Origin of the sequence: Micromonospora sp. CA-246542, assembly GCF_050942905.1 — a bacterium.
Taxonomy (GTDB): domain Bacteria; phylum Actinomycetota; class Actinomycetes; order Mycobacteriales; family Micromonosporaceae; genus Micromonospora.
In genome coordinates, this window is sequence record NZ_CP192040.1 from 4906970 (window position 1) to 4925952 (window position 18983).

16 protein-coding genes are annotated in these 18983 nt (G+C 72.8%); 8 read left to right on the forward strand and 8 right to left on the reverse strand.

Features of this window, described 5'->3' with window-relative positions; all coding sequences use genetic code 11:
* Nucleotides 1-93 precede the first annotated feature (93 nt).
* Together ACQP0N_RS22640 and ACQP0N_RS22645 are read left to right on the forward strand one after the other, a co-directional pair.
* Entirely contained in the window at nucleotides 94-990 is an 897-nt protein-coding gene (locus ACQP0N_RS22640) for an alpha/beta fold hydrolase (protein WP_433113938.1), read from the forward strand.
* Nucleotides 987-2240 carry an acyltransferase family protein gene (locus tag ACQP0N_RS22645; protein ID WP_433113940.1) on the forward strand — a complete coding sequence of 418 codons (1254 nt, stop codon included), beginning with the start codon at nucleotides 987-989 and terminating at the stop codon, nucleotides 2238-2240. The genes ACQP0N_RS22640 and ACQP0N_RS22645 overlap by 4 nt, the downstream gene beginning before the upstream one ends.
* Nucleotides 2241-2611: 371 nt before the next feature.
* On the opposite strand, the gene ACQP0N_RS22650 is transcribed toward ACQP0N_RS22645, so the two are convergent.
* From ACQP0N_RS22650 to ACQP0N_RS22660, 3 genes are read right to left on the reverse strand one after another with little or no spacing between them, the layout of a single operon-like run.
* Complete coding sequence (locus ACQP0N_RS22650) at nucleotides 2612-3562, reverse strand: VWA domain-containing protein (protein WP_355052720.1); 951 nt, start codon at nucleotides 3560-3562, stop codon at nucleotides 2612-2614.
* Nucleotides 3559-4560, reverse strand: coding sequence for a DUF58 domain-containing protein (locus ACQP0N_RS22655; protein ID WP_433121750.1), 1002 nt, complete (start codon nucleotides 4558-4560; stop codon nucleotides 3559-3561). The genes ACQP0N_RS22650 and ACQP0N_RS22655 overlap by 4 nt, the downstream gene beginning before the upstream one ends.
* Nucleotides 4539-5645, reverse strand: coding sequence for an AAA family ATPase (locus ACQP0N_RS22660; RefSeq protein WP_355052719.1), 1107 nt, complete (start codon nucleotides 5643-5645; stop codon nucleotides 4539-4541). The genes ACQP0N_RS22655 and ACQP0N_RS22660 overlap by 22 nt, the downstream gene beginning before the upstream one ends.
* A gap of 240 nt (nucleotides 5646-5885) precedes the next feature.
* Between ACQP0N_RS22660 and ACQP0N_RS22665 the strand changes: the two genes are divergently transcribed.
* The 3 genes from ACQP0N_RS22665 (at nucleotide 5886) to ACQP0N_RS22675 (ending at nucleotide 8678) form a co-directional block, all read left to right on the forward strand.
* Complete coding sequence (locus ACQP0N_RS22665; RefSeq protein ID WP_433113943.1) at nucleotides 5886-6116, forward strand: hypothetical protein; 231 nt, start codon at nucleotides 5886-5888, stop codon at nucleotides 6114-6116.
* A 363-nt stretch (nucleotides 6117-6479) separates the two neighbouring features.
* Nucleotides 6480-7019, forward strand: a complete 540-nt coding sequence (locus tag ACQP0N_RS22670) for a PH domain-containing protein (RefSeq protein ID WP_433121752.1) — start codon at nucleotides 6480-6482, stop codon at nucleotides 7017-7019.
* Between the two features lie 480 nt (nucleotides 7020-7499).
* The gene (locus ACQP0N_RS22675; RefSeq protein ID WP_433121754.1) at nucleotides 7500-8678 is read left to right on the forward strand and encodes a PH domain-containing protein; all 1179 of its coding nucleotides are present in this window, start codon (nucleotides 7500-7502) and stop codon (nucleotides 8676-8678) included.
* Nucleotides 8679-8796: 118 nt separating this feature from the next.
* Here the strand turns inward: ACQP0N_RS22675 and ACQP0N_RS22680 are convergent, their stop codons facing one another.
* Nucleotides 8797-9855, reverse strand: a complete 1059-nt coding sequence (locus ACQP0N_RS22680; RefSeq protein ID WP_433113944.1) for a phosphatase PAP2 family protein — start codon at nucleotides 9853-9855, stop codon at nucleotides 8797-8799.
* A 139-nt stretch (nucleotides 9856-9994) separates the two neighbouring features.
* Between ACQP0N_RS22680 and ACQP0N_RS22685 the strand changes: the two genes are divergently transcribed.
* Nucleotides 9995-10399, forward strand: a complete 405-nt coding sequence (locus tag ACQP0N_RS22685; RefSeq protein ID WP_355052715.1) for a thioesterase family protein — start codon at nucleotides 9995-9997, stop codon at nucleotides 10397-10399.
* Entirely contained in the window at nucleotides 10396-11226 is an 831-nt protein-coding gene (locus ACQP0N_RS22690) for an MBL fold metallo-hydrolase (protein ID WP_433113946.1), read from the forward strand. The genes ACQP0N_RS22685 and ACQP0N_RS22690 overlap by 4 nt, the downstream gene beginning before the upstream one ends.
* A 103-nt stretch (nucleotides 11227-11329) precedes the next feature.
* Here ACQP0N_RS22690 and ACQP0N_RS22695 read toward each other — a convergent pair whose 3' ends face one another.
* The 3 genes from ACQP0N_RS22695 to ACQP0N_RS22705 form a co-directional block, all read right to left on the reverse strand.
* Nucleotides 11330-13159: an alpha-galactosidase gene (locus ACQP0N_RS22695; protein WP_433113948.1), complete on the reverse strand. Its 1830-nt coding sequence runs from the start codon at nucleotides 13157-13159 to the stop codon at nucleotides 11330-11332.
* Nucleotides 13160-13247: 88 nt separating this feature from the next.
* Complete coding sequence (locus ACQP0N_RS22700; protein WP_433121756.1) at nucleotides 13248-14183, reverse strand: carbohydrate kinase family protein; 936 nt, start codon at nucleotides 14181-14183, stop codon at nucleotides 13248-13250.
* A gap of 61 nt (nucleotides 14184-14244) precedes the next feature.
* Nucleotides 14245-15381, reverse strand: coding sequence for an XdhC family protein (locus tag ACQP0N_RS22705; RefSeq protein WP_433113949.1), 1137 nt, complete (start codon nucleotides 15379-15381; stop codon nucleotides 14245-14247).
* 409 nt (nucleotides 15382-15790) lie between these two features.
* On the opposite strand from ACQP0N_RS22705, the gene ACQP0N_RS22710 reads away from it, so the two are divergent.
* Nucleotides 15791-16924: a lytic polysaccharide monooxygenase auxiliary activity family 9 protein gene (locus tag ACQP0N_RS22710; protein WP_433113951.1), complete on the forward strand. Its 1134-nt coding sequence runs from the start codon at nucleotides 15791-15793 to the stop codon at nucleotides 16922-16924.
* An 87-nt stretch (nucleotides 16925-17011) separates the two neighbouring features.
* Here the strand turns inward: ACQP0N_RS22710 and asnB are convergent, their stop codons facing one another.
* A complete protein-coding gene (asnB, locus tag ACQP0N_RS22715; protein ID WP_433121758.1) occupies nucleotides 17012-18973 on the reverse strand; it encodes an asparagine synthase (glutamine-hydrolyzing) in 1962 nt (653 codons plus the stop codon).
* Nucleotides 18974-18983 lie beyond the last annotated feature (10 nt).

The window sequence follows — 18983 nt, forward strand, 5'->3', positions numbered from 1 at the left end:
GGCCACCCGGGAGACAGCTCCCCGGTACGACGACCGCGACCCGTTCGCCCCCGCACTCTCCCCTTCCGGACGTCATTCGGGAGGGAGAACGTGGTGCGACGACGAGGTGTCACACGTGTCGCTCTGAGCGCGTTGCTCGGGGCGGGCCTGGTCCTGCCCGGCCCACCGGAGCCGGTCACCGAGGTGGGGTTCGTCGAGGCGTACCCCGGCACGGCGGCGGCGATGCGCGCGGCCGGCCCCCCGTACGCGGACTGGGCGGCGGACGGACGCCGTTTCCTGGCCTTCGACCCGCGCGGCGACGGGCGGGCGGTGGAGGTCCTCGGCGACCTGGCGGGCGCCGACCGGATCGCGGTGCTCGTGCCGGGGGTGGGCAGCACGCTCGCCGACTTCGACCGCGGACTGGGCGGGGTGCCGCGGCGGGCGCCGTCGGTGCAGGCGGGGCAGCTGTACGGGCAGGTCCGGTCGAGCGACCCCACGGCGCGGGTGGCCGTGCTGGCCTGGCTCGGCTACGACCCGCCCGACGGGTTGGTGGGCGCGGCCAGCGACGCCGACGCCCGGCGTGGAGCGACCGGACTGGCCCGGCTGCTGCGGGAGCTGGTCGCGCGCCGTCCGGCCGCGACGATCACGCTGATCGGGCACAGCTACGGGGCCCTGGTGGCGGCGCTGGCGGCGGCGCACGCCCCGGCGCAGGTCACCGACGTGGTCAGCCTCGGTGGCGTCGGCGCAGGTGTGCCGCGCGCCGACGATCTGCGCGCCGGACTGCGGTTCTGGGCGGCCGAGGCGCCGTCCGACTGGATTCGCCGGGTGCCGCCCGTGCGGCTCGCCGGCCTCGGGTACGGGCGTCGCCCCGGCGATCCGGCGTTCGGGGCCCGCCCGCTGCCGGTGGACGGGGTGTCCGGGCACGACGACTACCTCACCACGGGCACCGCCACCCTGATCGCGGTCGCGGCGGTCGTGCGGGGCGCCGGTCCGGTCGAGGACGCCCGATGAGCCGCGACCGCACGGTCGATGCGCTGCGGGCGTACGCGATCGGCGGGGTGGTGCTCGGACACTGGCTGGTCACCGGGCTGGTGCTGACCGGTGACGGCGGGCTGCGTCAGGCCAGTCCGCTGACCGCGCTGCCCGCCCTTGCCCCGGTCACCTGGGTGTTGCAGACGCTCGGCCTGTTCTTCTTCGCCGCCGGCTTCGGTTCGGCCCGGTCGTTGGCCCGTCACCGGGGCACCTCGGGCGGCTGGCTGGCCCGCCGTTCGCGTCGGTTGCTGCTGCCCACGGTGGCGCTGCTGGGCACCGGGGCCGCCGTGCTGCTGGCCGCCACCGTGGCGGGCGCGCCGGACGACACACTCGCCGTCGGGCTCCACCTCGCGACCAGCCCGCTCTGGTTCCTGGCGCCGCTGCTGCTCCTGGTCGTTTTGAGCGGCCCGCTGCGCGCGGCCGTACGCCGATGGGGAGTTCTGCGCTGCGCGCTGCCGGCGGTGGCCGTGGTGGCGGCGAGCGACCTCGCGGTCCGCCTGCTGCCCGACGGCGTCACCGTGCCGCCGGTCAGTGTGGTGGCGGCCTGGTCGGTGCCGTACCTGCTCGGCGTCGCGTACGCCGACGGACGGCTGGCCGGCCGGCGGGCGGCGGGACTGCTCGCCGGTGGCGGGGCCGTGACGCTGGCCGTGCTGGTGGCGGTGGGCTATCCGATCAGCGCGGTCGGCGTGCCCGGTGCCGGCGTGTCCAACCTGAACCCGCCCTCGCTGCTGGCCGTGGCGCTGGCGGTCACCCAGGTCGGGCTGGGTCTGCTGGCCCGCGCCGGGTGGGAACGGCTGCTGGACCGGCCGCTCGCGGGCCGGGCGGTGGCCGCGGTGAACAGCGACGCCGTGCGGATCTACCTGTGGCACCAGCCGGTGCTGGTCGCGGTGACCGCGCTCACCGCCCGGGCTGGCCTGGACCTGCCCGGACTGCACACGACGCCGGACGGCCCCGGGTGGGTGCTGGCCCGGTTCTGCTGGTTGCCGCTGCTCGCCACGGTGCTGGTCACGGTGGTGCGCGGCGGGCGCGGGAGCGGCTCGACGCCGCGTCCGCCCGGGCCGGGCCGACCGCGCGGTGGAGCGCTCGCGGACCGGTCGGCCGAGTGCGTGCCGAGAGCGGCTCAGGTGTACGATCATCGACGTTCGGACCGGGCCGACCTGCAGGAGGTGATCGCTGTGCGAGATAGCGATCCTCCCAGTCGTGGCCGGGCCGATGGTCAGCCCCGCTGAGCCACGACTCAGTCTGGCGAGCTGACCCCGCTCCGCTCCCACACCACCTCGGCCAACGCCGCGGTGCGTGCCGCGCCGTCCGGTCACCGGACGGTCGCCGGGAGCCGCCCGGTCACGACTTCGTGTGCGCGTCCCCACCCCCTGCGGTCCGCCCCCGCTCGCGGACCGTCCAGCCGCCACTCGGAGCCGTCCATGAGCCGCTACGTCGCCCCGCTGGGCTTCACCCTCGCCGCCGTCTGGGTGGCCGTCGTCTTCGTCCTGGCCGGCGGCGGTCACTGACCACCACCGGCCGTTCGTCGGCCGCTCGCTCCGCCGTCCCGGCCGACGGCCGCCTCGGCCGCGCACAGGCCGGCGGGCGTCCCGGCCGGCGGTCAGATCATCCGTGACGACCAGAGCAGGCTGAGCGCGCCGGCGCAGAGCGCCAGCAGCAGCGCCAACCCGGCGTACCACTGGGTCACCTCGCGCGGCTCGGTCCGGAAGCCGATCGAACTGCCCATGTCCTGGTAGACCTGCTTCAGCTCGCTCACCGAGGCCGCCTCGTAGAAGTAGCCCTCGGTCGTCTCGGCCAGCTCGGCGAGGGCCAGCCGGTCCACCGGCACCCGTTGGAGCTGCCCGCCGATGTCGACCTGACCCGTGTCGGTGCCGAACGCGATGGTGGAGACCGGCACGTTGGCCGCCTGCGCGGCGGCCGCCGCCTCCTCCACCGACCGACCCGAGGTGCGGAACCCGTCCGACAGCAGCACGATGCGCGCCGGCGGGATACCCGCCGCGCCATCGGCCGGCACCGACCGGATCGCCTCCAGGCAGGTGAACACCGCCTCACCCGTCGCCGTCGCCTCGGCCAGCACCAGCCCGTCGATCCCGGCGGTCACCGCGTCCCGGTCCTTGCCCGGCGGCACCAGCACGTTCGCCGCCTTGGCGAACGAGACGAGGCCCAGGTTGTAGCTCGCCGGCAACTCGGCCACGAACTGTTTGGCCGCCTCCTGGGCGGCCTCCAACCGGTTCGGCGCCACGTCGTCGGCCTGCATCGACAGCGACACGTCGATGGCGAGCATCACGGTGGCCCGCTCCAACGGCTCCTTCGTGTCGATCGCGGGGCGGGCCAGGGCCGTGGCGAGCACCAGCAGACAGAGCAGGAACGCGGTCGCCGGCACGTGCCGCCGCCAACCCAGGCCCTTCGGCGCGACCGTACGCAGCAGGTCCACGTTGGTGAACCGCATCGCGTACGCCCGGCGGTGCAGTTGCCGCCAGACGTAGAACGCGGCGAGCGCGAGCACCGGCAGCACGGCCAGCAACCACCACGGTTGCAGAAAACGGATCATCGTGTCGTCCCCCGGGTACGCGCGTGCCGCTGCGCGGCCACGAAACGCACCATGTCGAGCAGCCAGTCTCGGTCCGTACGCAGACGCAGGTGGGCCGCGCCGGCGCCGCGCAGCGCGGCGGCGATCGTGGCCCGTTGAGCGGCGGCGGCCTCGGCGTAGCGCTGCCGCAGCCGGGGGTCGGCGGTCTGCACCTCGTGCAGCTCACCGCTCTCCGGGTCGACCACCGGCAGCACCCCCACGTCGGGCAGCTCCAGTTCGCGGGGGTCGACCACCTCGATCGCCAGCACGTCGTGCCGTACGCGCAGCTTGCGCATGGGCCGGGCCCACTGCTCGGCCGGTGCCAGGAAGTCCGAGACCACCACGGCCACCCCGCGCCGCCGGGGCGGGCGGTTGAGCATGTCGACAAGCGCGCCCAGGTCACCCCGGCCGGGCTGGATCGCCGTGCCGGCGACGGCCCGCAGCAGGCCCTGCGCCTCCTTGCGACCGGAGCGGGCCGGCAGGCGGGTGAACGCGCCGGGACCGGCCGGAGGCGGGCCACCCCGCCAGCGTCGCGCGGGTGTGGACGTGCCGCCGCCGGTGCCGATCACCGCGCCGATCCGGTTGCCGCCGCGCACGGTCAGGTGGGTGATGGCGGCCGCGGCGGCCACCACCACCTCCCGCTTGAGCCACTGCCCGGTGCCGAAGTCCAGGCTGGCCGAGAGGTCCAGGGCCAACCAGGTCTCCAGCTCCCGGTCGGCGACCGTCCGCCGCACGTGCGCGGTCGTGGTCCGCGCGGTCACCGGCCAGTCCATCCGGCGTACGTCGTCACCGGGGCGGTACTCCCGCGACTCCCCCGCCTCGCTGCCCGGCCCGGGGAGCAGACCGGCGTAGTCGCCCTGGAGCAGACCGTCGAGCTTGCGGGTGACCAGCAACTGGAGTCGGGAGAGCACGGCCTCGCTGCGGTCACCCAGAGGGGCGGGACGAGGGGTGGGTGAGGTCACGGCCGCTGCCCGGGCCAGCCCGCGCCGGGTGGTGGGGCGCTCGACGGCGGGGTGGCCTGCTGCCGGGGCGCGACCGACGGAAGCGGAATCGTCGACATCACCCGCTGCACGATGTGATCGGCCGGCACGTCGTCGGCGAGCGCGTCGTAGCTGAGCACCAGCCGGTGCCGCAGGATGTCCGGGGCGATGTCCTGCACGTCCTGGGGCAGGGCGTAGTCCCGTCCCCGCAGCAGCGCCAGCGCGCGGGTGGCCCGGACCAGACCGAGCGAGGCGCGCGGGCTGGCCCCGTACTGGATCAGTTGGGCGACGTCCGGCATGCCGTGCTCGGCGGGCGTACGGGTGGCCAGCACCAGACGAACCGCGTAGTCGACGAGCGCGTTGTGCACGAAGACCTGGTCGGCCTTGCGCTGCAGAGCGATCAACTCGGGGGTGTCGAAGACCGCCGTCGGTTCCGGCGCGGCGACGCCCATCCGGTAGACGATCTCCCGCTCTTCGGCATCGGTCGGATAGCCCACGACGATCTTCATGAGGAACCGGTCCCGCTGAGCCTCGGGCAGCGGGTAGACACCCTCCTGCTCGATCGGGTTCTGGGTGGCCATCACGAGGAACGGGTCGGGCACCCGGTGGCTCTCCCCGCCGATGGACACCTGCCGCTCGCTCATCACCTCCAGCAGCGCCGACTGCACCTTGGCGGGAGCACGGTTGATCTCGTCGGCGAGCAGGAAGTTGACGAAGACCGGGCCCAACTCCACGTCGAACTTCTCGCTCGACTGCCGGTAGATCCGGGTGCCCATGATGTCGGCCGGCACCAGGTCGGGGGTGAACTGCACCCGGGCGAAGGACCCGCCGACGACCTTGGCGAGGGTCTCCACGGCCAGGGTCTTGGCCACGCCGGGCACGCCCTCGAGCAGGCAGTGGCCGCGCGCGAGCAGCGCGACGAACATCCGCTCGACCATCCGGTCCTGGCCGACGATCACCCGTTTGATCTCGAACAACGCCTTCTCCAACAGGGTGGCGTCCTGTGCGGGCGTGGTCACCGGGGCGGGCGCCTGGGGTGCCGCCCCGTTGGGCGTCGGGGCGTCGGGCGTGGTCGGCTGGGCCACCGGTCCTCCACAGCGTTTGTCGGTCGTCGCGGCTGGTGCGGTATCAAGACTCGCATGCCTTCCTGAGTGTCGAGGTGGGGAGAACCCGATTTTCGCCACGCGGTCCCGAGCATCGAATCGCGCGTCACGGGTGGACAGGGACCGGGCCGCCGCGTGTACGATTCATCCCGTCGCCGGGCGGCTCCCCCCGTGGCCGCCCGGCGCTCAAACTTCCTCCCCGGCCGCCCTAGACTGGCCCGGATGAACGTCCCCACCCCCGCCGACGAGGCCCTGGTCTGTTCGGCACGAGGCTGCCGCGCCCCCGCCGTCTGGGCCCTGGAGTGGAACAATCCCCGCCTGCACACCGCCGATCGGCGCAAGATCTGGCTGGCCTGCGCCGAGCACCGGGACACTCTTGGAGCGTTCCTGGACGCCCGTGGCTTTCTTCGTACCGTCACTCCGGTGTCCGGATCGCCTACCCTCGACGTGTGAGCGAGCGATGAGGCACAGCAGCGTGGCGGTGCGGGGCGCGTGGAACGGATCTGGTCGATGAGTCCGGAGGACCGCGCCGACCCACCGGCTTCCCCCGGCTCCACCGCCCCGTCCCCACCGACCTCCCCGGCGGCGGCACCGCCCAGCATCGCGCCGCCGCCCGGCGCCTTCCCGGCGCCCGGCACGCTCGGCCCGGACCCATCGCCGCCGGACGCCTCGTCGCCGGCCCCGCTGCCGCCGAACGCCGTACCGCCGTCGCCCGGTCACGCCGCCCTCTCGCCCCCGCCCGACCTGCCGGCCCCTGGCCTCCTGCCACCTCCCGGCCCCGTGTCGGCTCCCGGCCTTTCGGCGGCTCCCGGCCCCGTGTCGGCTCCCGGCCTTTTGGCGGTGGGGAACGCCTCCGCGACGTCGGACCGCGACCCGTTGGAGCCGTGGCCCGACACCGTACGGTGGCAGCCGATCTCGACCGACCTGATCTGGGTGGAGTTGATCCGACTCGCGATCGTGGTGGCCATCGGCCTGGCCGTGACGGCGGTCGGCTGGGCACTGAGCGGTCACTGGCTGTTCGGACTCGCCCTCGCCACCGTGCTGGTGCTCGGCGGATGGCGGGCCACGGCCATCGTCCGGGCAGTACGCGCCTGGGGCTACGCCGAGCGCGACGACGACCTGCTCGTGCGGCACGGACTGCTGGTCCGACGGTTGTCCATCGTCCCGTACTCCCGCATGCAGTTCGTCGACGTGAGCGCCGGCCCGCTGGAACGCGCCTTCGACCTGGCCACCGTGCAGTTGCACACGGCGGCGGCCGCCAGTGACGCGCGGGTGCCCGGCCTGCGTCCGGCGGAGGCGTCCCGACTGCGCGACCGGCTCACCGCGCTCGGTGAGGACCGGGCGGAGGGGCTGTGACCACCCACGCGGGCGACCGCCGACGCCATTGGGCGCTGGCCCGATGAGCGAGAGCCCCGTGGAGCCCGGCACCGTGCCGCCACCCCCGACAGCGACGCGTCCCCCGCCGGCCCGCCGCACGCCGGTGGGCCGGCGCACGCCGGTGGGCCGCCGCATCCTGGCGGGTTTTCGGATGCCGGCGGGACGCAGTACCCAGCTGCGCCGCTGCACGCCGCCGCGCCGCATCCGGCCGGACCGCCACATCCCGCCGGACCGCCGTATTCGGCCGGACCGCCGTATTCGGCCGGACCGCCGCATCCCGCCGGGCCGCCCGGGGCAGTCCAGCCGTGGCCCGCCCCGGTGAGTGGCGGTGGCGGGGAGCCTCGACAGCGGCTGCACCCGCTCAGCCCGTTGCTGCACGGTGCCAAGTCACTGGTCGTGGTGATCGCCGGCCTGTCCTGGTCGACACTGTCGCGGGTCGGCTTCGGTTGGTTCGCCGCCATGGTGGTGGTGCTGGCGCTCGGCGCGACCGTGCTGTCGGTGATCAGTTGGTACAACACCGGCTACCACGTGGTGGGCCGCGAGCTGCGGGTGCACGAGGGGCTGCTCTGGAGGCGTACCCGGGCCATCCCTTTGGAGCGGTTGCAGGCCGTGGAGGTGGTCCGGCCCCTGCTCGCCCAGCTCACCGGCCTGGCCGAGCTGCGCCTGGAGGTCGTCGGAGGAGGCAAGACCGAAGCGCCGCTGGCGTACCTCGGGGTGGCCGACGCGGCCCGCCTGCGGGAGCGGCTGCTGGCGCTCGCCGGGCGCGTGGTGCCGCCCGGCGACACCGCGCCCGCGACGCAGGTCGAGACGCCGACGGCCGTGCGGGCTCGGCCACTGCACGCCGTACGCAACCGGAACCTCCTGGTCAGCCAGTTGCTCACCCCGCAGGCGTTCCTGCTCCCGTTCGGCGTCGCCTTCGTCGTGGTGCAGTTCGTCACCGCCGGGTCGTGGTCGTTCATCGCGGTGGCGAGCACGCTGACCGCGATGGCCGGTGTGCTCCTGCAACCGATCCGTCGGGTTCTCGACGACTGGAACTTCCGGCTGGCCCGCGACGGTGGCACCCTGCGGGTACACAACGGCCTACTGGAGACCCGCGCGCAGACCGTGCCGCTGGACCGGGTCCAGACCGTACGGGCCACCTGGCCGCTGCTGTGGCGGTTCAACGACTGGCTGCGACTGCGGTTGGAGGTGGCCGGCTACTCGCTCGCGGAGGCCGACGACCGCAACCGACCGGACCGGCTGCTGCCGGTGGGTGACCTGCCGACCGCCACGATGATCGTCGGCGAGGTGCTGCCCGGCGTACGCCTGGACGCGCTGACGCTGAGCCCGCCACCGCCCCGGACGCGCTGGCTGCACCCGTTCGGACGCGGCGCGCTCGGCGCAGGACTGTTCGATCGGGTCTTCGCCACCCGGTCCGGGCTGCTCACCCGGCAGTTGGCGATCGTGCCGTACGCCCGCATCCAGAGCGTGCGCGTCGTGCAGGGGCCGGTGCAGCGCCGGCTGCGCCTGGCGACCGTGTACGCGGACACGGCCGGCGGCTCGGGCGCGGCGGCCCAGGACCGCGACCTCGCCGAAGCCTGGTCCCTGGCAGCCGACCTAACCCGCAGAGCCCACCAAGCCCGCCACCAAACCCCCTAACCCGGAACCCCCACCCCCACCCCCACTCTCACCCCCCTGACTCCTGTTGATCAAGAGGTTTGCGTCAAGAATCGGGCACTCGGTGACGCAAACCTCTTGATCAACAAGGACGGGCCGGTCAGTGGTCGGCGGGGACCGAGCGGTGGGTGGTGGTGGTGTCTGGTTCGCGGAGGGGTGGTGGGGGGTCGGGCTGGCTGGGGGGCGGTTGCGTTCCGGCCTTCGGGTGGCGGGCGCGGTAGGACCTCCACGCCCGCTCGCCAAGGCCGACGACCAGGTAGGTCAGCCCGACGTACGTCCAGCCCACCAGCACGTCGATCACGTAGTGCTCGCCGGAGTAGACCAGGGTGAAGGTCATCGCCAGGGGGTACGCGAGCAGCAGCGGCCACCAGCGGCGACGGGTGGTGTGCAGGAAGAACAGCACCACGAACAGCGCCCACGCGGTGTGCAGCGACGGCATGGCGGCGACCGGGTTGGAGGCGATCTGGCCGGCGTTGAGCACGTTGCCGGCACCGTGCATGCCGAACGCCTTCCAGCCCCGGGTGGAGATCCGCGCCACCTCGGTGAGCAGGCCGTTCTGCGCGGCCCACCAGGGCGGCGCGGCCGGGTAGACGAAGTACGTGACCAGGCCGGCGGCGCACAGGAAACCCCACCGCCGCATGTAGGCGGCCCAGCGGTGCCGGTCCCGCATCCAGAGCACGGCGGCGGCGGCCAGCGCCACCACGAAGTGCGAGAAGTACACCCAGCTCGCCGTGATGTCCCACCAGTGCACCTGCGGGCGGTAGAGGTGCTCCTGCAACCAGACGGTGGGCACCTCCCCGCCGGTGGCCCAGCCGAACATGAACCGGTCGGCGACGATCAGCTCCATGGCGTGTGGGGTGGCGCCGTTGTCGGCGAACCCGCGCGAGAGGTTGTACGCGGCCAGGAGCAGCACCACCGGCACCCAGTCCCGGGCGAAGCGCAGGTGGCTGCGCCACGGGCGGTCGCTGTTCCAGGCGATGGTCCCGAGCCAGATCCACACGAAGGCGTACGCCGGGTCGGTGGGCAGCCCGATGCCGAGCCACGCGGCGACGAAGGCGACCGCCCAGATCGTCATGGCGACGATGCGCCGACGACCCGCGTCCGGGGACGCGGGTGGGTCGGTCCGGGCGGGGGGCTGGGGGTCAGTCACGACGGCCATCGCGGTCAAGGTTAACGACGGCTACGGCATCGACCGACGGGTACCACCCGGCGGGGCGGCGCACAGGTGGGAGGGCGGGCGGCGCCGGGATCGCCGGGCGCGTGCTCGACGGGCTCTCCGAACACCTAGGCTGACGACCATGCAGGAGCAGCCCGAGCCGGCCCTCGCGCCGGGTCTGACCGCCCAGGTCGAGCTGACCGTCACCGACGCGGACACCGCCCAGGCGGTCGGTTCGGGGGACGTACCGGTGCTGGGCACACCCCGGGCGCTCGCGCTCGCGGAGGCGGCCACCGTCGCGGCCACGGCGACGGCGATGCCGCCCGGTTCGACGACGGTCGGCACCCGGGTCGAGCTGGAGCACCTCGCGCCGACGGTGGTGGGCCGCACGGTACGGGCGCAGGCGCTGCTGACGACGGTCGACGGTCGGCGGTTGTCGTTCGAGGTCAGCGTCTCCGACGGCGACCAGACGGTGGCCCGGGGCCGGGTGGACCGGCTCCTGGTGGACCGGCAACGCTTCGTGGACCGGGCCGGGCGGGCGTCGTGAGCGGCGGGTTCGTCGAGGTCGCCGACCGGGTGTACGTGCGTGTCGAGCCCCTGCTGCGGGTCAACGTCACCCTCGTCGTCGGCGACGACGGGGCGCTGCTGGTGGACACGCTCTCCTCGGCGGGGCAGGCGACCGAGCTGGCCGCCGCCGTCCGGGGGGTCACCGACCGTCCGCTGACCCTGGTCAACACGCACCACCACTACGACCACTGCTTTGGCAACGCCGTCCTGGCCGGCGAACCACCCCAACCGGTGTACGCGCACGAGCGGGCCGCCGCCGCTCTGCGCGACGACCCGGAGGGGCTGCGCCGGGAGGCGTACGAGGAGGTGCGCGCGGAGCACCCGGAGCTGGCCGCCGACCTGGCGGACACCCCGCTGCTGGCCCCGACGCACGTGGTGCACACGGAGACGACGCTCGACCTGGGCGGCCGGCGGGTGCTGCTGCGGCACCCGGGGCGCGGGCACACCGACGCCGATCTGGTGGCGCACGTGCCCGACGCGGACGTGCTCGTCGCCGGCGACCTGGTGGAGCAGAGCGGTCCGCCCGCCTTCGAGGACTCGTACCCCCTGCAGTGGCCGGACGCGGTCGCGGACCTGCTGCGGCTGACGACGCCGGGCACGGTGGTGGTCCCGGGCCACGGCGATGTGGTGGACGTCGACTTCGTCCGGGCCCAGCACGCCGAGCTGGTACGGCTGGCCTGGCTGATCCGGGCCGCGCACACCGGCGGCGCGCCGCCGGAGCGGGTGGCCGCCGAGGCGCCCTTCGGGGCACGCGCGGCCCTGATCGCCGCCCGCCGCGGCTACCGCGAGCTGAACGGCGACGCCTGACCACGCAAACCCACGCCGATCTTGCACTTTCGGTTGACGATAGGTCCCCTATCCGGGGCAATGTCGCCACAGAAAGTGCAAGATCGGCGCGGAAAAGGGGGAGCTAGACCCCTGTGCGGCGCCACTGTTGGTTCGTGGCGGTGGTGCAGGTGGACTGCACGGCGCGGGCGCCGTCGGTGGTGGCGGCGTTGAGGATGGTCAGGCACTTGTTGCTGTGTCTCGCTATCAGCTGGACTGCGCCGGTGGTGCCAGTGTCCTGGACGCGCCACTGCTGGTTGGTGCCCCCGTTGCAGGTCCACTGGGTGACCCGGACGCCGTCGGCGGTCGCGGACGCGCCGCCGTACACGTCCAGGCACTTGCCGCTGTGCACGCTGACCACCGTCTGGTAGCCGCTACCGGCGTCCTGGAACCGCCACCGCTGGTTGGCCTGCCCGTTCGCGCTCCACTGCACGATGTCGGCGCCGTCGGTCGTGGCGTTGTTGGAGACGTCCAGCAGCTTCCCGCTGTGCTGGGCGGCGAGGGTGTACGCGGTCGGCACCGGCACGGTGCTTCCCGGGGTCAGCCGGTACAGCCCGGAGCCGTGGGCCGGGAGCGAGCGGGTGAGGGTTCCGGTCACCGTGCCGAGGGCCGCGCCGGACCACAGGTCGGTCACGGTGGCCGAGCCGATCCCCAGGTCGGCGAGGTTGACCGAGACGTTCGCCGTGCCGCTCTCGCGGTTGAACAGCGCGAGGTAGCGGTCGGTGCTGCCCGGCACGTCGGCGGTCCACGCCTGCCGGGTGCCGCCGGTGAGCTGACGGTTGTTGGCGCTGTTCTGGTCGACGGCCAGCACGGCGGTGTTGGTCATCAGCGCCAGCTCCGAGGCGCGGTTCTCGACCAGGTTGCCGCCCCACATCAGCGGCGCGCGGTTGATCGCCCAGAGCGTCATCAGGGTGCGCTGCTCGTCGGAGGTGAGGTTGGAGTAGCGCGGTGAGCCGACGGGCCCGTACTTGGAGAGCCGGCCGATGGGGATCATGTCCGGGTCGGGCCAGGCGCCGGTGGCGCGGTACGGGGTCCAGTTGCGGAGTTGGTCGAAGAGGGCGTCGACGGACGACCAGTTGTCCCAGAGGTCGTTGACGATCCGCCACATGTGCGCGTTGGCCTGGACGTGGCTTCCGCTGGCCAGCGGGGTCGCGCCGGGCGACAGGCTCAGCACCATCGGACGGCCACTGCGCTGGATCGCCAGCTTGTAGCCCTCGATTTCCGCCTGCCGGTAGGTCGGCGCGGCGATGTCGTCCACCTTCACGAAGTCGATCCCCCAGGACGCGAGCAGTTGGAACACCGAGTCCAGGTAGCTCTGCGCGCAGGGGTTGGACATGTTCAGACCCCACATGAGGTTGAGCCAGGCCGCGGTGGTGCTGTTGTTGATCTGGTTGGCGCGGCAGTTGGTGCCCGAGATCGGGACGTTGTCGGCCACCGCCTGGCGGGGGATGCCCCGCATCAGGTGGACCCCGACCTTCAGGCCCTGGGCGTGGATGTAGTCGGCCAGGGGTTTGAACCCGTTGTCACCGGCGGCGGAGGGGAACCGGGTGGTGTCGGGCAGCAGCCGCCCGTTGGCATCCATCCGGAGCCGGGGTTGCAGGTTGGAGTCCTGGTTGGGGCTGTTGTTGTGTCGTCCGGGGTAGTACCACCCCCAGTCGATGACGATGTACTGCCAGCCGGACTGCCGCAGGTTGGTGGCCATGTAGTCAGCGTTCGCCCGTACGTCGGCCTCGGTGACGCTCCAGTTGAACGAGTCGTAGCTGTTCCACCCCATCGGCGGGGTGCTGGCCACTGCGTTGTCCCAGGCGCGCGCCGGCTCCGGAGCACTGACGGCGACTCCGCCGACGGCAACCAGGGCGACGACCAGTACGGCGGCGAGGCGGCGGAATGACGGTGGTACCAGGACGAGTCTCATCGGAGTCTCCCGGATAACACGCAGGAAATAGGCAGACGCCGATGTTAACGTTCACATAACAGGGACGTCAACCAGCCGTCACCCGCCCTCAACGGCCGAAGCGGCGCTCGATGTCGGCGCGGGTGGGCATGGCGGTGGCCCCGCCCGGCGACTCACAGACCAGACCGGCGACCCGCAGCGCGAACGCCACCGAATCGACCCAGCCCGTCGGATCGGCCGGCTCGCCGTCGCGGAGCAGGTCGGCGATGAGCGCGGCCATGACCGAGTCACCGGCGCCGGTGGCGTCGACGGCGTCCACCTTCGGCGCCGGCACCCGCACCGGGTCGGCCTCGGCGGCGGCCAGCACCGCGCCGGCCGCGCCGAGCGTCACCACCACGGTGGACGCGCCCAACTCCCGCAGGTACGCGGCGACCCCCTCGACCGGCTCACCCGGATACAGCAGCGCGGCGTCGGCGCTGCTCAACTTGACCAGGTGCGCGCCCGCGGCGAACTCCGCCACCACCTGCCGCAACCCGTCCATCGCGACCGGCCCGTCGAGCAGTCGCGGACGGACGTTCGGATCGAGGACCCGCAGGCCGGTGGCGAGCGACCAGGCCCGGCGGGCGGCGGCCAGCGTGCCCGGCTCGAGCAGCACGATCGAGCCGCAGTAGAGCACGTCCGCGCCCTCAGTCAGCGCCAGGTCCACGTCGTCCGGGCCGAGCAGGCCGTACGAGCGCGGCTCGCCGTAGAAGTGGAAGTCCGGTTCCGGACCGGCGTACGTCACCACCGCCAGCGTGGTCGGCGCGGACACCGTGACCGCACCGGCCAGGCCGACGCCGACCCCGCTCAGGAAGTCGCGGATCCGCTGGCCCAGCGCGTCGTCACCGAGCGAGCCGACGAACTCCGCCGCCCCGCCGAGCCTGGTCACCCCGACGGCGACGTTGAGCGGGCCGCCACCGATGGCCTGCCGGTAGACCCGCTCCCCGTCGACGTCGCTGTCCAGCAGGTCGACGAGCGCCTCGCCGAGCACCACCGCGTACCCCATCAGAGCCCCCTCGCCGTCGGCGGCCGCGACGGCCGTCTCGCCCCAGGCTGGCACAGCGGGATCAGTCCGCGTGGTGGATCGGCCCGTCGATCGCGGCCAGGGGGCGGCCACTGCCGCCCCAGCGGGCCGCGACGATCTGCGCGGCCACGCTGACCGCGGTCTCCTCGGGGGTACGACCGCCGAGGTCCAGCCCGATCGGTGAGGCCAGCCGGTCGAGCTGTGCGGTGCTGAGCCCCGCCTCGCGGAGCAGTTTGTGCCGTTCGTCGTGGGTACGTCGCGACCCCATCGCGCCGACGTACGCCAGGGGTTGGCGCAGGGCCAGCGCCAGCAGCGGCACGTCGAACTTCGGGTCGTGGGTGAGCACGCAGACGACCGTGCGCCCGTCGACCCGGCCGGCGTCGATCTCGTCCCGCAGGTAGCGGTGCGGCCACCGCACCACCACCTCGTGCGCGTCGGGGAAGCGCCGGCCGGTGGCGAAGACGGGCCGAGCGTCGCAGACGGTCACCCGGTAGCCGAGGAACGCGCCGATCTGCGCCACCGCCGCCGCGAAGTCGATCGCCCCGAAGACGATCATCCGGGGCGCGGTGGCGTACGCGGCCACGAAGAGACTGAGGCCGCTGCCCCGGCGCTGCCCCTGGTAGCCGTAGCCCAGGACGCCGCTGTGCCCGGCCGCGAGCAGCCCGAGCGCGTCGTCGGCCGCGGCGTCGTCCAGCCGGTCGTCGCCGAGTGAGCCCGTCACCCGCCGCCCGGTCAGCACCAGCCGGCGACCCAGCCGCCCCGCCGGGTCGGACGTGTCACCGGCATCGGCGGCCACGCACGTGACGACCGCGGCCGGTTCGCCGGCCTGTCGCGCGGCGGCGACCACGTCGAGCTGCGCCAGGGCATCGCCGTCGAACCGCTCGACGAACACGTCCAGCAGGCCGCCGCAGGTGAGCCCGACGGCGTACGCCTCGTCGTCGCTGACGCCGTAGCGGACCAGCTCCGGTACGCCGGTGTCGAGCACGTGGCGGGCCCGCTCGTAGAGGTCCGCCTCCACGCAGCCGCCGGAGACGCTGCCGGTGACCGACCCGTCGGCGGCGACGAGCATGGCGGCGCCGGGCGGCTGTGGCGCGGATCGCCAGGTGGCGACCACGGTGGCCAGGGCGACCGGCTCACCGGCCCGGCAGCGGCGGTGCAGTTCGTCGAACACGTCGGGCACGCGCTGCCGCCTCCTTCGTCTGCGCGACGCCACGGGCGGCGTGAGGCGACCCGAGGCGGGCGATCTGCGCGGGAAGACCGTCGGGGCGCAGACCATCACTATAGGAAGGAACCCGCCGGACCGGATAGGAGTCCGCCGAGCCGGCGCCGGCCCGCCGTGTTTGACGCATCGAGGAACGACTATTGCGCCGGTGGCGGACGACGTGGTGGGATGGCCCGTGCCGGGTGGCGCGAGGGCTGTCGCGCTTCCGGTTGCCGGGTTGTTGGACGCGAGGGCACCGGTCCAGGACAGGACCGTCGATGGCGTGTGTCCGCCGGCCGATCTTCTGCCGGGGCGCGCCAGGGTGATCGTCGTATCCGCTTGCGGCGGGGCGGCCTCGGGCGGCACGCCTCGCGAGTCAGGAGAACCCGTGAACCGTTCCCGTACGGCCGCAGTGCTCACCGCGGCCCTGACCTTTGCGCTGGGCGCCGTCGCCCTGGCGTCCAGTCCACAACCGGCGGCCGCGCACGGCGCGGCGATGACGCCGGGCAGCCGCACCTACCTCTGCTGGCAGGACGGCATGAGCCAGACCGGCGAGATCAGGCCGAACAACCCGGCCTGTGCCGCCGCCGTGGCGCAGAGCGGCACGAACTCGCTCTACAACTGGTTCAGCGTGCTGCGCTCCGACGCCGGTGGCCGTACCACCGGCTTCATCCCGGACGGGCAGCTGTGCAGCGGTGGCAACACCGGCTACCGGGGCTACGACCTGGCCCGCACCGACTGGCCGCTGACCCACCTGACGTCCGGCGCACGGCTGGACTTCAAGTACAGCAACTGGGCGCACCACCCGGGCACCTTCTACTTCTACGTGACGAAGGACAGCTGGAGCCCGACCCGTGCGCTGGCCTGGAGTGACCTGGAGGAGCCGTTCCTGACGGTGACCAACCCGCCGCAGCGTGGCGCGGTCGGCACCAACGACGGTCACTACTACTTCAGCGGCAACCTGCCGTCGGGCAAGAGCGGTCGGCACATCATCTACTCCCGCTGGGTGCGTTCGGACTCGCAGGAGAACTTCTTCGGCTGCTCGGACGTGACGTTCGACGGTGGTAGCGGTCAGGTGACCGGTGTGGGTCCGGGCGGGTCGAACCCGACCACCCCGCCGCCCACGACCCCGCCGCCCACCACGCCGCCGCCGACGACCCCGCCGCCCACCACGCCGCCGCCCACCACCCCGCCGCCGACCACGCCGCCGCCGTCCAGCGGTGACTGCATGGCCGTCTACTCGGTGACCAGCACCTGGCAGGGCGGATTCCAGGGACAAGTCACGATCATGAACCACGGCAGCACGCCGTTCTCCGGCTGGACCGCAAGCTGGACCTGGCCCAGCGGACAAGTGATCAACCAGGTCTGGAATGCCACCCAGACAACGTCCGGCGCCTCGGTGACCGCGACGAACGTCCAGTACAACGGCACGGTCGCGCCCGAGGGCACGACATCGTTCGGCTTCCTGGCCAGCAGCACAGGAACGAACGCCCTTCCAACGGTCACCTGCGCCCGTCGCTGAGGTTCCCCTGAAATGATCAAGAGGTTTGCGTCACCCGGAGCGCTTCCGGTGACGCAAACCTCTTGATCGACAGGGCGGGGCCGCGGGTCAGCGGACCATGGAACCGACCACCGGCTTGGTCAGCAGGGCCGACTGGTTGCGCTGGATACCCGGGTCGAGCGTCTTGGCCACGAAGATGGCGTGCCAGATGCAGAAGATCAGCACCGTCCACACCTTGCGGGAGTGGTCGAACTCCTCCCGCTTGTGCTCGTCGAGCAGCCGCAGCGCGTACGACAGGTCGAGCAGGTCACCCGCGCCGGAGGTGCTCAGCACGTGGCGGGCCCACTCGTACATCTCGCCGCGCAGCCACACCCGGGTCGGGGTCGGGAAGCCCAGCTTCTTGCGGTTGACGATCGCCGGCGGGACGACGCCCTGCAACGCCTGGCGCATCGCGTACTTGGTGGCGTCGGAACGCGGCGGCAGCTTCAGGTCCACCGGGATCTTCGCCGCGACGTCGAACACCTCGCGGTCGAGGAACGGCACCCGCACCTCCAGCGAGTGCGACATCGAGATCCGGTCGGCCTTGACCAGGATGTCGCCGCGCAGCCAGGTGTAGAGGTCGATGTACTGCATCTTGGTGACGTCGTCCAGCTCGGTGCACTCGGCGTAGATCGGGGCGGTCACGTCGGTGTAGCGCACCGAGGGGTCGTAACGACGCAGCAGGTGCTGCTTCTCCTCCTCGGTGAACATCCGCGCGTTGCCGTAGTAGCGCTCCTCGATCGGGGTCGTGCCCCGCTCCAGGAAGCTCTTGCCCTTGACGCCCTGCGGGATGGCCTTGGAGACCGCCCGCAGCCCCTTCTGCACACCACCGGGCAGACCGTTGACGGTGCCCAGCGACAGCGGCTCCCGGTAGATCGTGTAACCACCGAAGAACTCGTCGGCCCCCTCACCGGAGAGCACCACCGTGACGTGCTCGGCGGCCTTCTTCGCCACGAAGTACAGCGGCACCAGCGCCGGGTCGGCCACCGGGTCGTCCAGGTGCCAGACGATCTTCGGCAGCGCGTCGATCATGTCCTGCGGACCGATCTTGGTGGGGATGGTGGTGACGTCCAGGTGCCGCGCCGAGTCCTGGGCGACGTCGATCTCGGAGTAACCCGGGACGTCGTAGCCGACGGTGAAGGTCAGGATGTTCGGGTTGAACTCGCGGGCCAGCGCGACCACGGCGGTCGAGTCGATGCCGCTGGACAGGAACGAGCCGACCGGCACGTCCGAGCGCATGTGCATGCGCACGCTCTCACGCAGCGTCTCGCGGATCTCGTGGTACAGCTTCTGCTCGTCGTCGACCGGCGCGGGCCGGAACACCGGCCGGTACCACCGCCGTACGTCGATCCGCCCGCCCGGGGTCCAGGTCAGGTACTCCCCCGAGCCGATCCGGCTGATGCCCTTGTGCAGCGTGCCGGGCTCCGGCACGTACTGCAGCGTCAGGTAGTGGCTGAGGTTCGCCGCGTCCACGCCCGCGTCGCCCTGGTAGTTGCTGTGCGCGAACGGCAGCAGCGCCTTCTTCTCCGACGCCAGGTAGAGGCCGTCGGCGGTCTCCAGGTAGTGCAGTGGCTTGATGCCGAAGTAGTCGCGGGCGCCGAACGCGCGCCGCTCCTGCCGGTCCCAGATGACGAAGGCGAACATGCCGCGCAGCCGGGTGAGCACCTGCTCGCCCCAGTAGTGGTAGCCGGCGACGATCACCTCGCCGTCACCGGCGGTGGCGAACTGCGCGCCGAAGTCCCGGATCAGCTCGTCGCGCAGCTCGATGTAGTTGTAGATCTCACCGTTGAAGGTCAGCAGGTAACGGCCGTTCGCGTAGGGCAGCGGCTCGTGACTCGACGCGACGTCGATGATGGCGAGCCGCTTGTGGGCGAACACTCCGTCCGCGTACCGGCCGGACGCGTCGCCGACCACCTCGACCCCTGTCTCGTCCGGGCCGCGGTGGTGCAGGCATTCCAATGCTCCGGCGATGTGGTCGCGGTGCGCGGCGGCGTTGCCGTTCGCGCTGAAGAAGGCCAGGAGTCCGCACATGGTCGTCATC

Bases quoted from the DNA above. Each gene is read 5' to 3' on its own strand.
- ACQP0N_RS22695 (WP_433113948.1), bottom strand. From the start codon at position 13,159: ATGAGACTCGTCCTGGTACCACCGTCATTCCGCCGCCTCGCCGCCGTA.
- ACQP0N_RS22650 (WP_355052720.1), bottom strand. From the start codon at position 3,562: ATGATCCGTTTTCTGCAACCGTGGTGGTTGCTGGCCGTGCTGCCGGTG.
- ACQP0N_RS22675 (WP_433121754.1), top strand. From the start codon at position 7,500: ATGGTGGTGGTGCTGGCGCTCGGCGCGACCGTGCTGTCGGTGATCAGT.
- ACQP0N_RS22680 (WP_433113944.1), bottom strand. From the start codon at position 9,855: ATGGCCGTCGTGACTGACCCCCAGCCCCCCGCCCGGACCGACCCACCC.
- ACQP0N_RS22685 (WP_355052715.1), top strand. From the start codon at position 9,995: ATGCAGGAGCAGCCCGAGCCGGCCCTCGCGCCGGGTCTGACCGCCCAG.
- ACQP0N_RS22645 (WP_433113940.1), top strand. From the start codon at position 987: ATGAGCCGCGACCGCACGGTCGATGCGCTGCGGGCGTACGCGATCGGC.
- asnB (WP_433121758.1), bottom strand. From the start codon at position 18,973: ATGTGCGGACTCCTGGCCTTCTTCAGCGCGAACGGCAACGCCGCCGCG.
- ACQP0N_RS22700 (WP_433121756.1), bottom strand. From the start codon at position 14,183: ATGGGGTACGCGGTGGTGCTCGGCGAGGCGCTCGTCGACCTGCTGGAC.
- ACQP0N_RS22665 (WP_433113943.1), top strand. From the start codon at position 5,886: ATGAACGTCCCCACCCCCGCCGACGAGGCCCTGGTCTGTTCGGCACGA.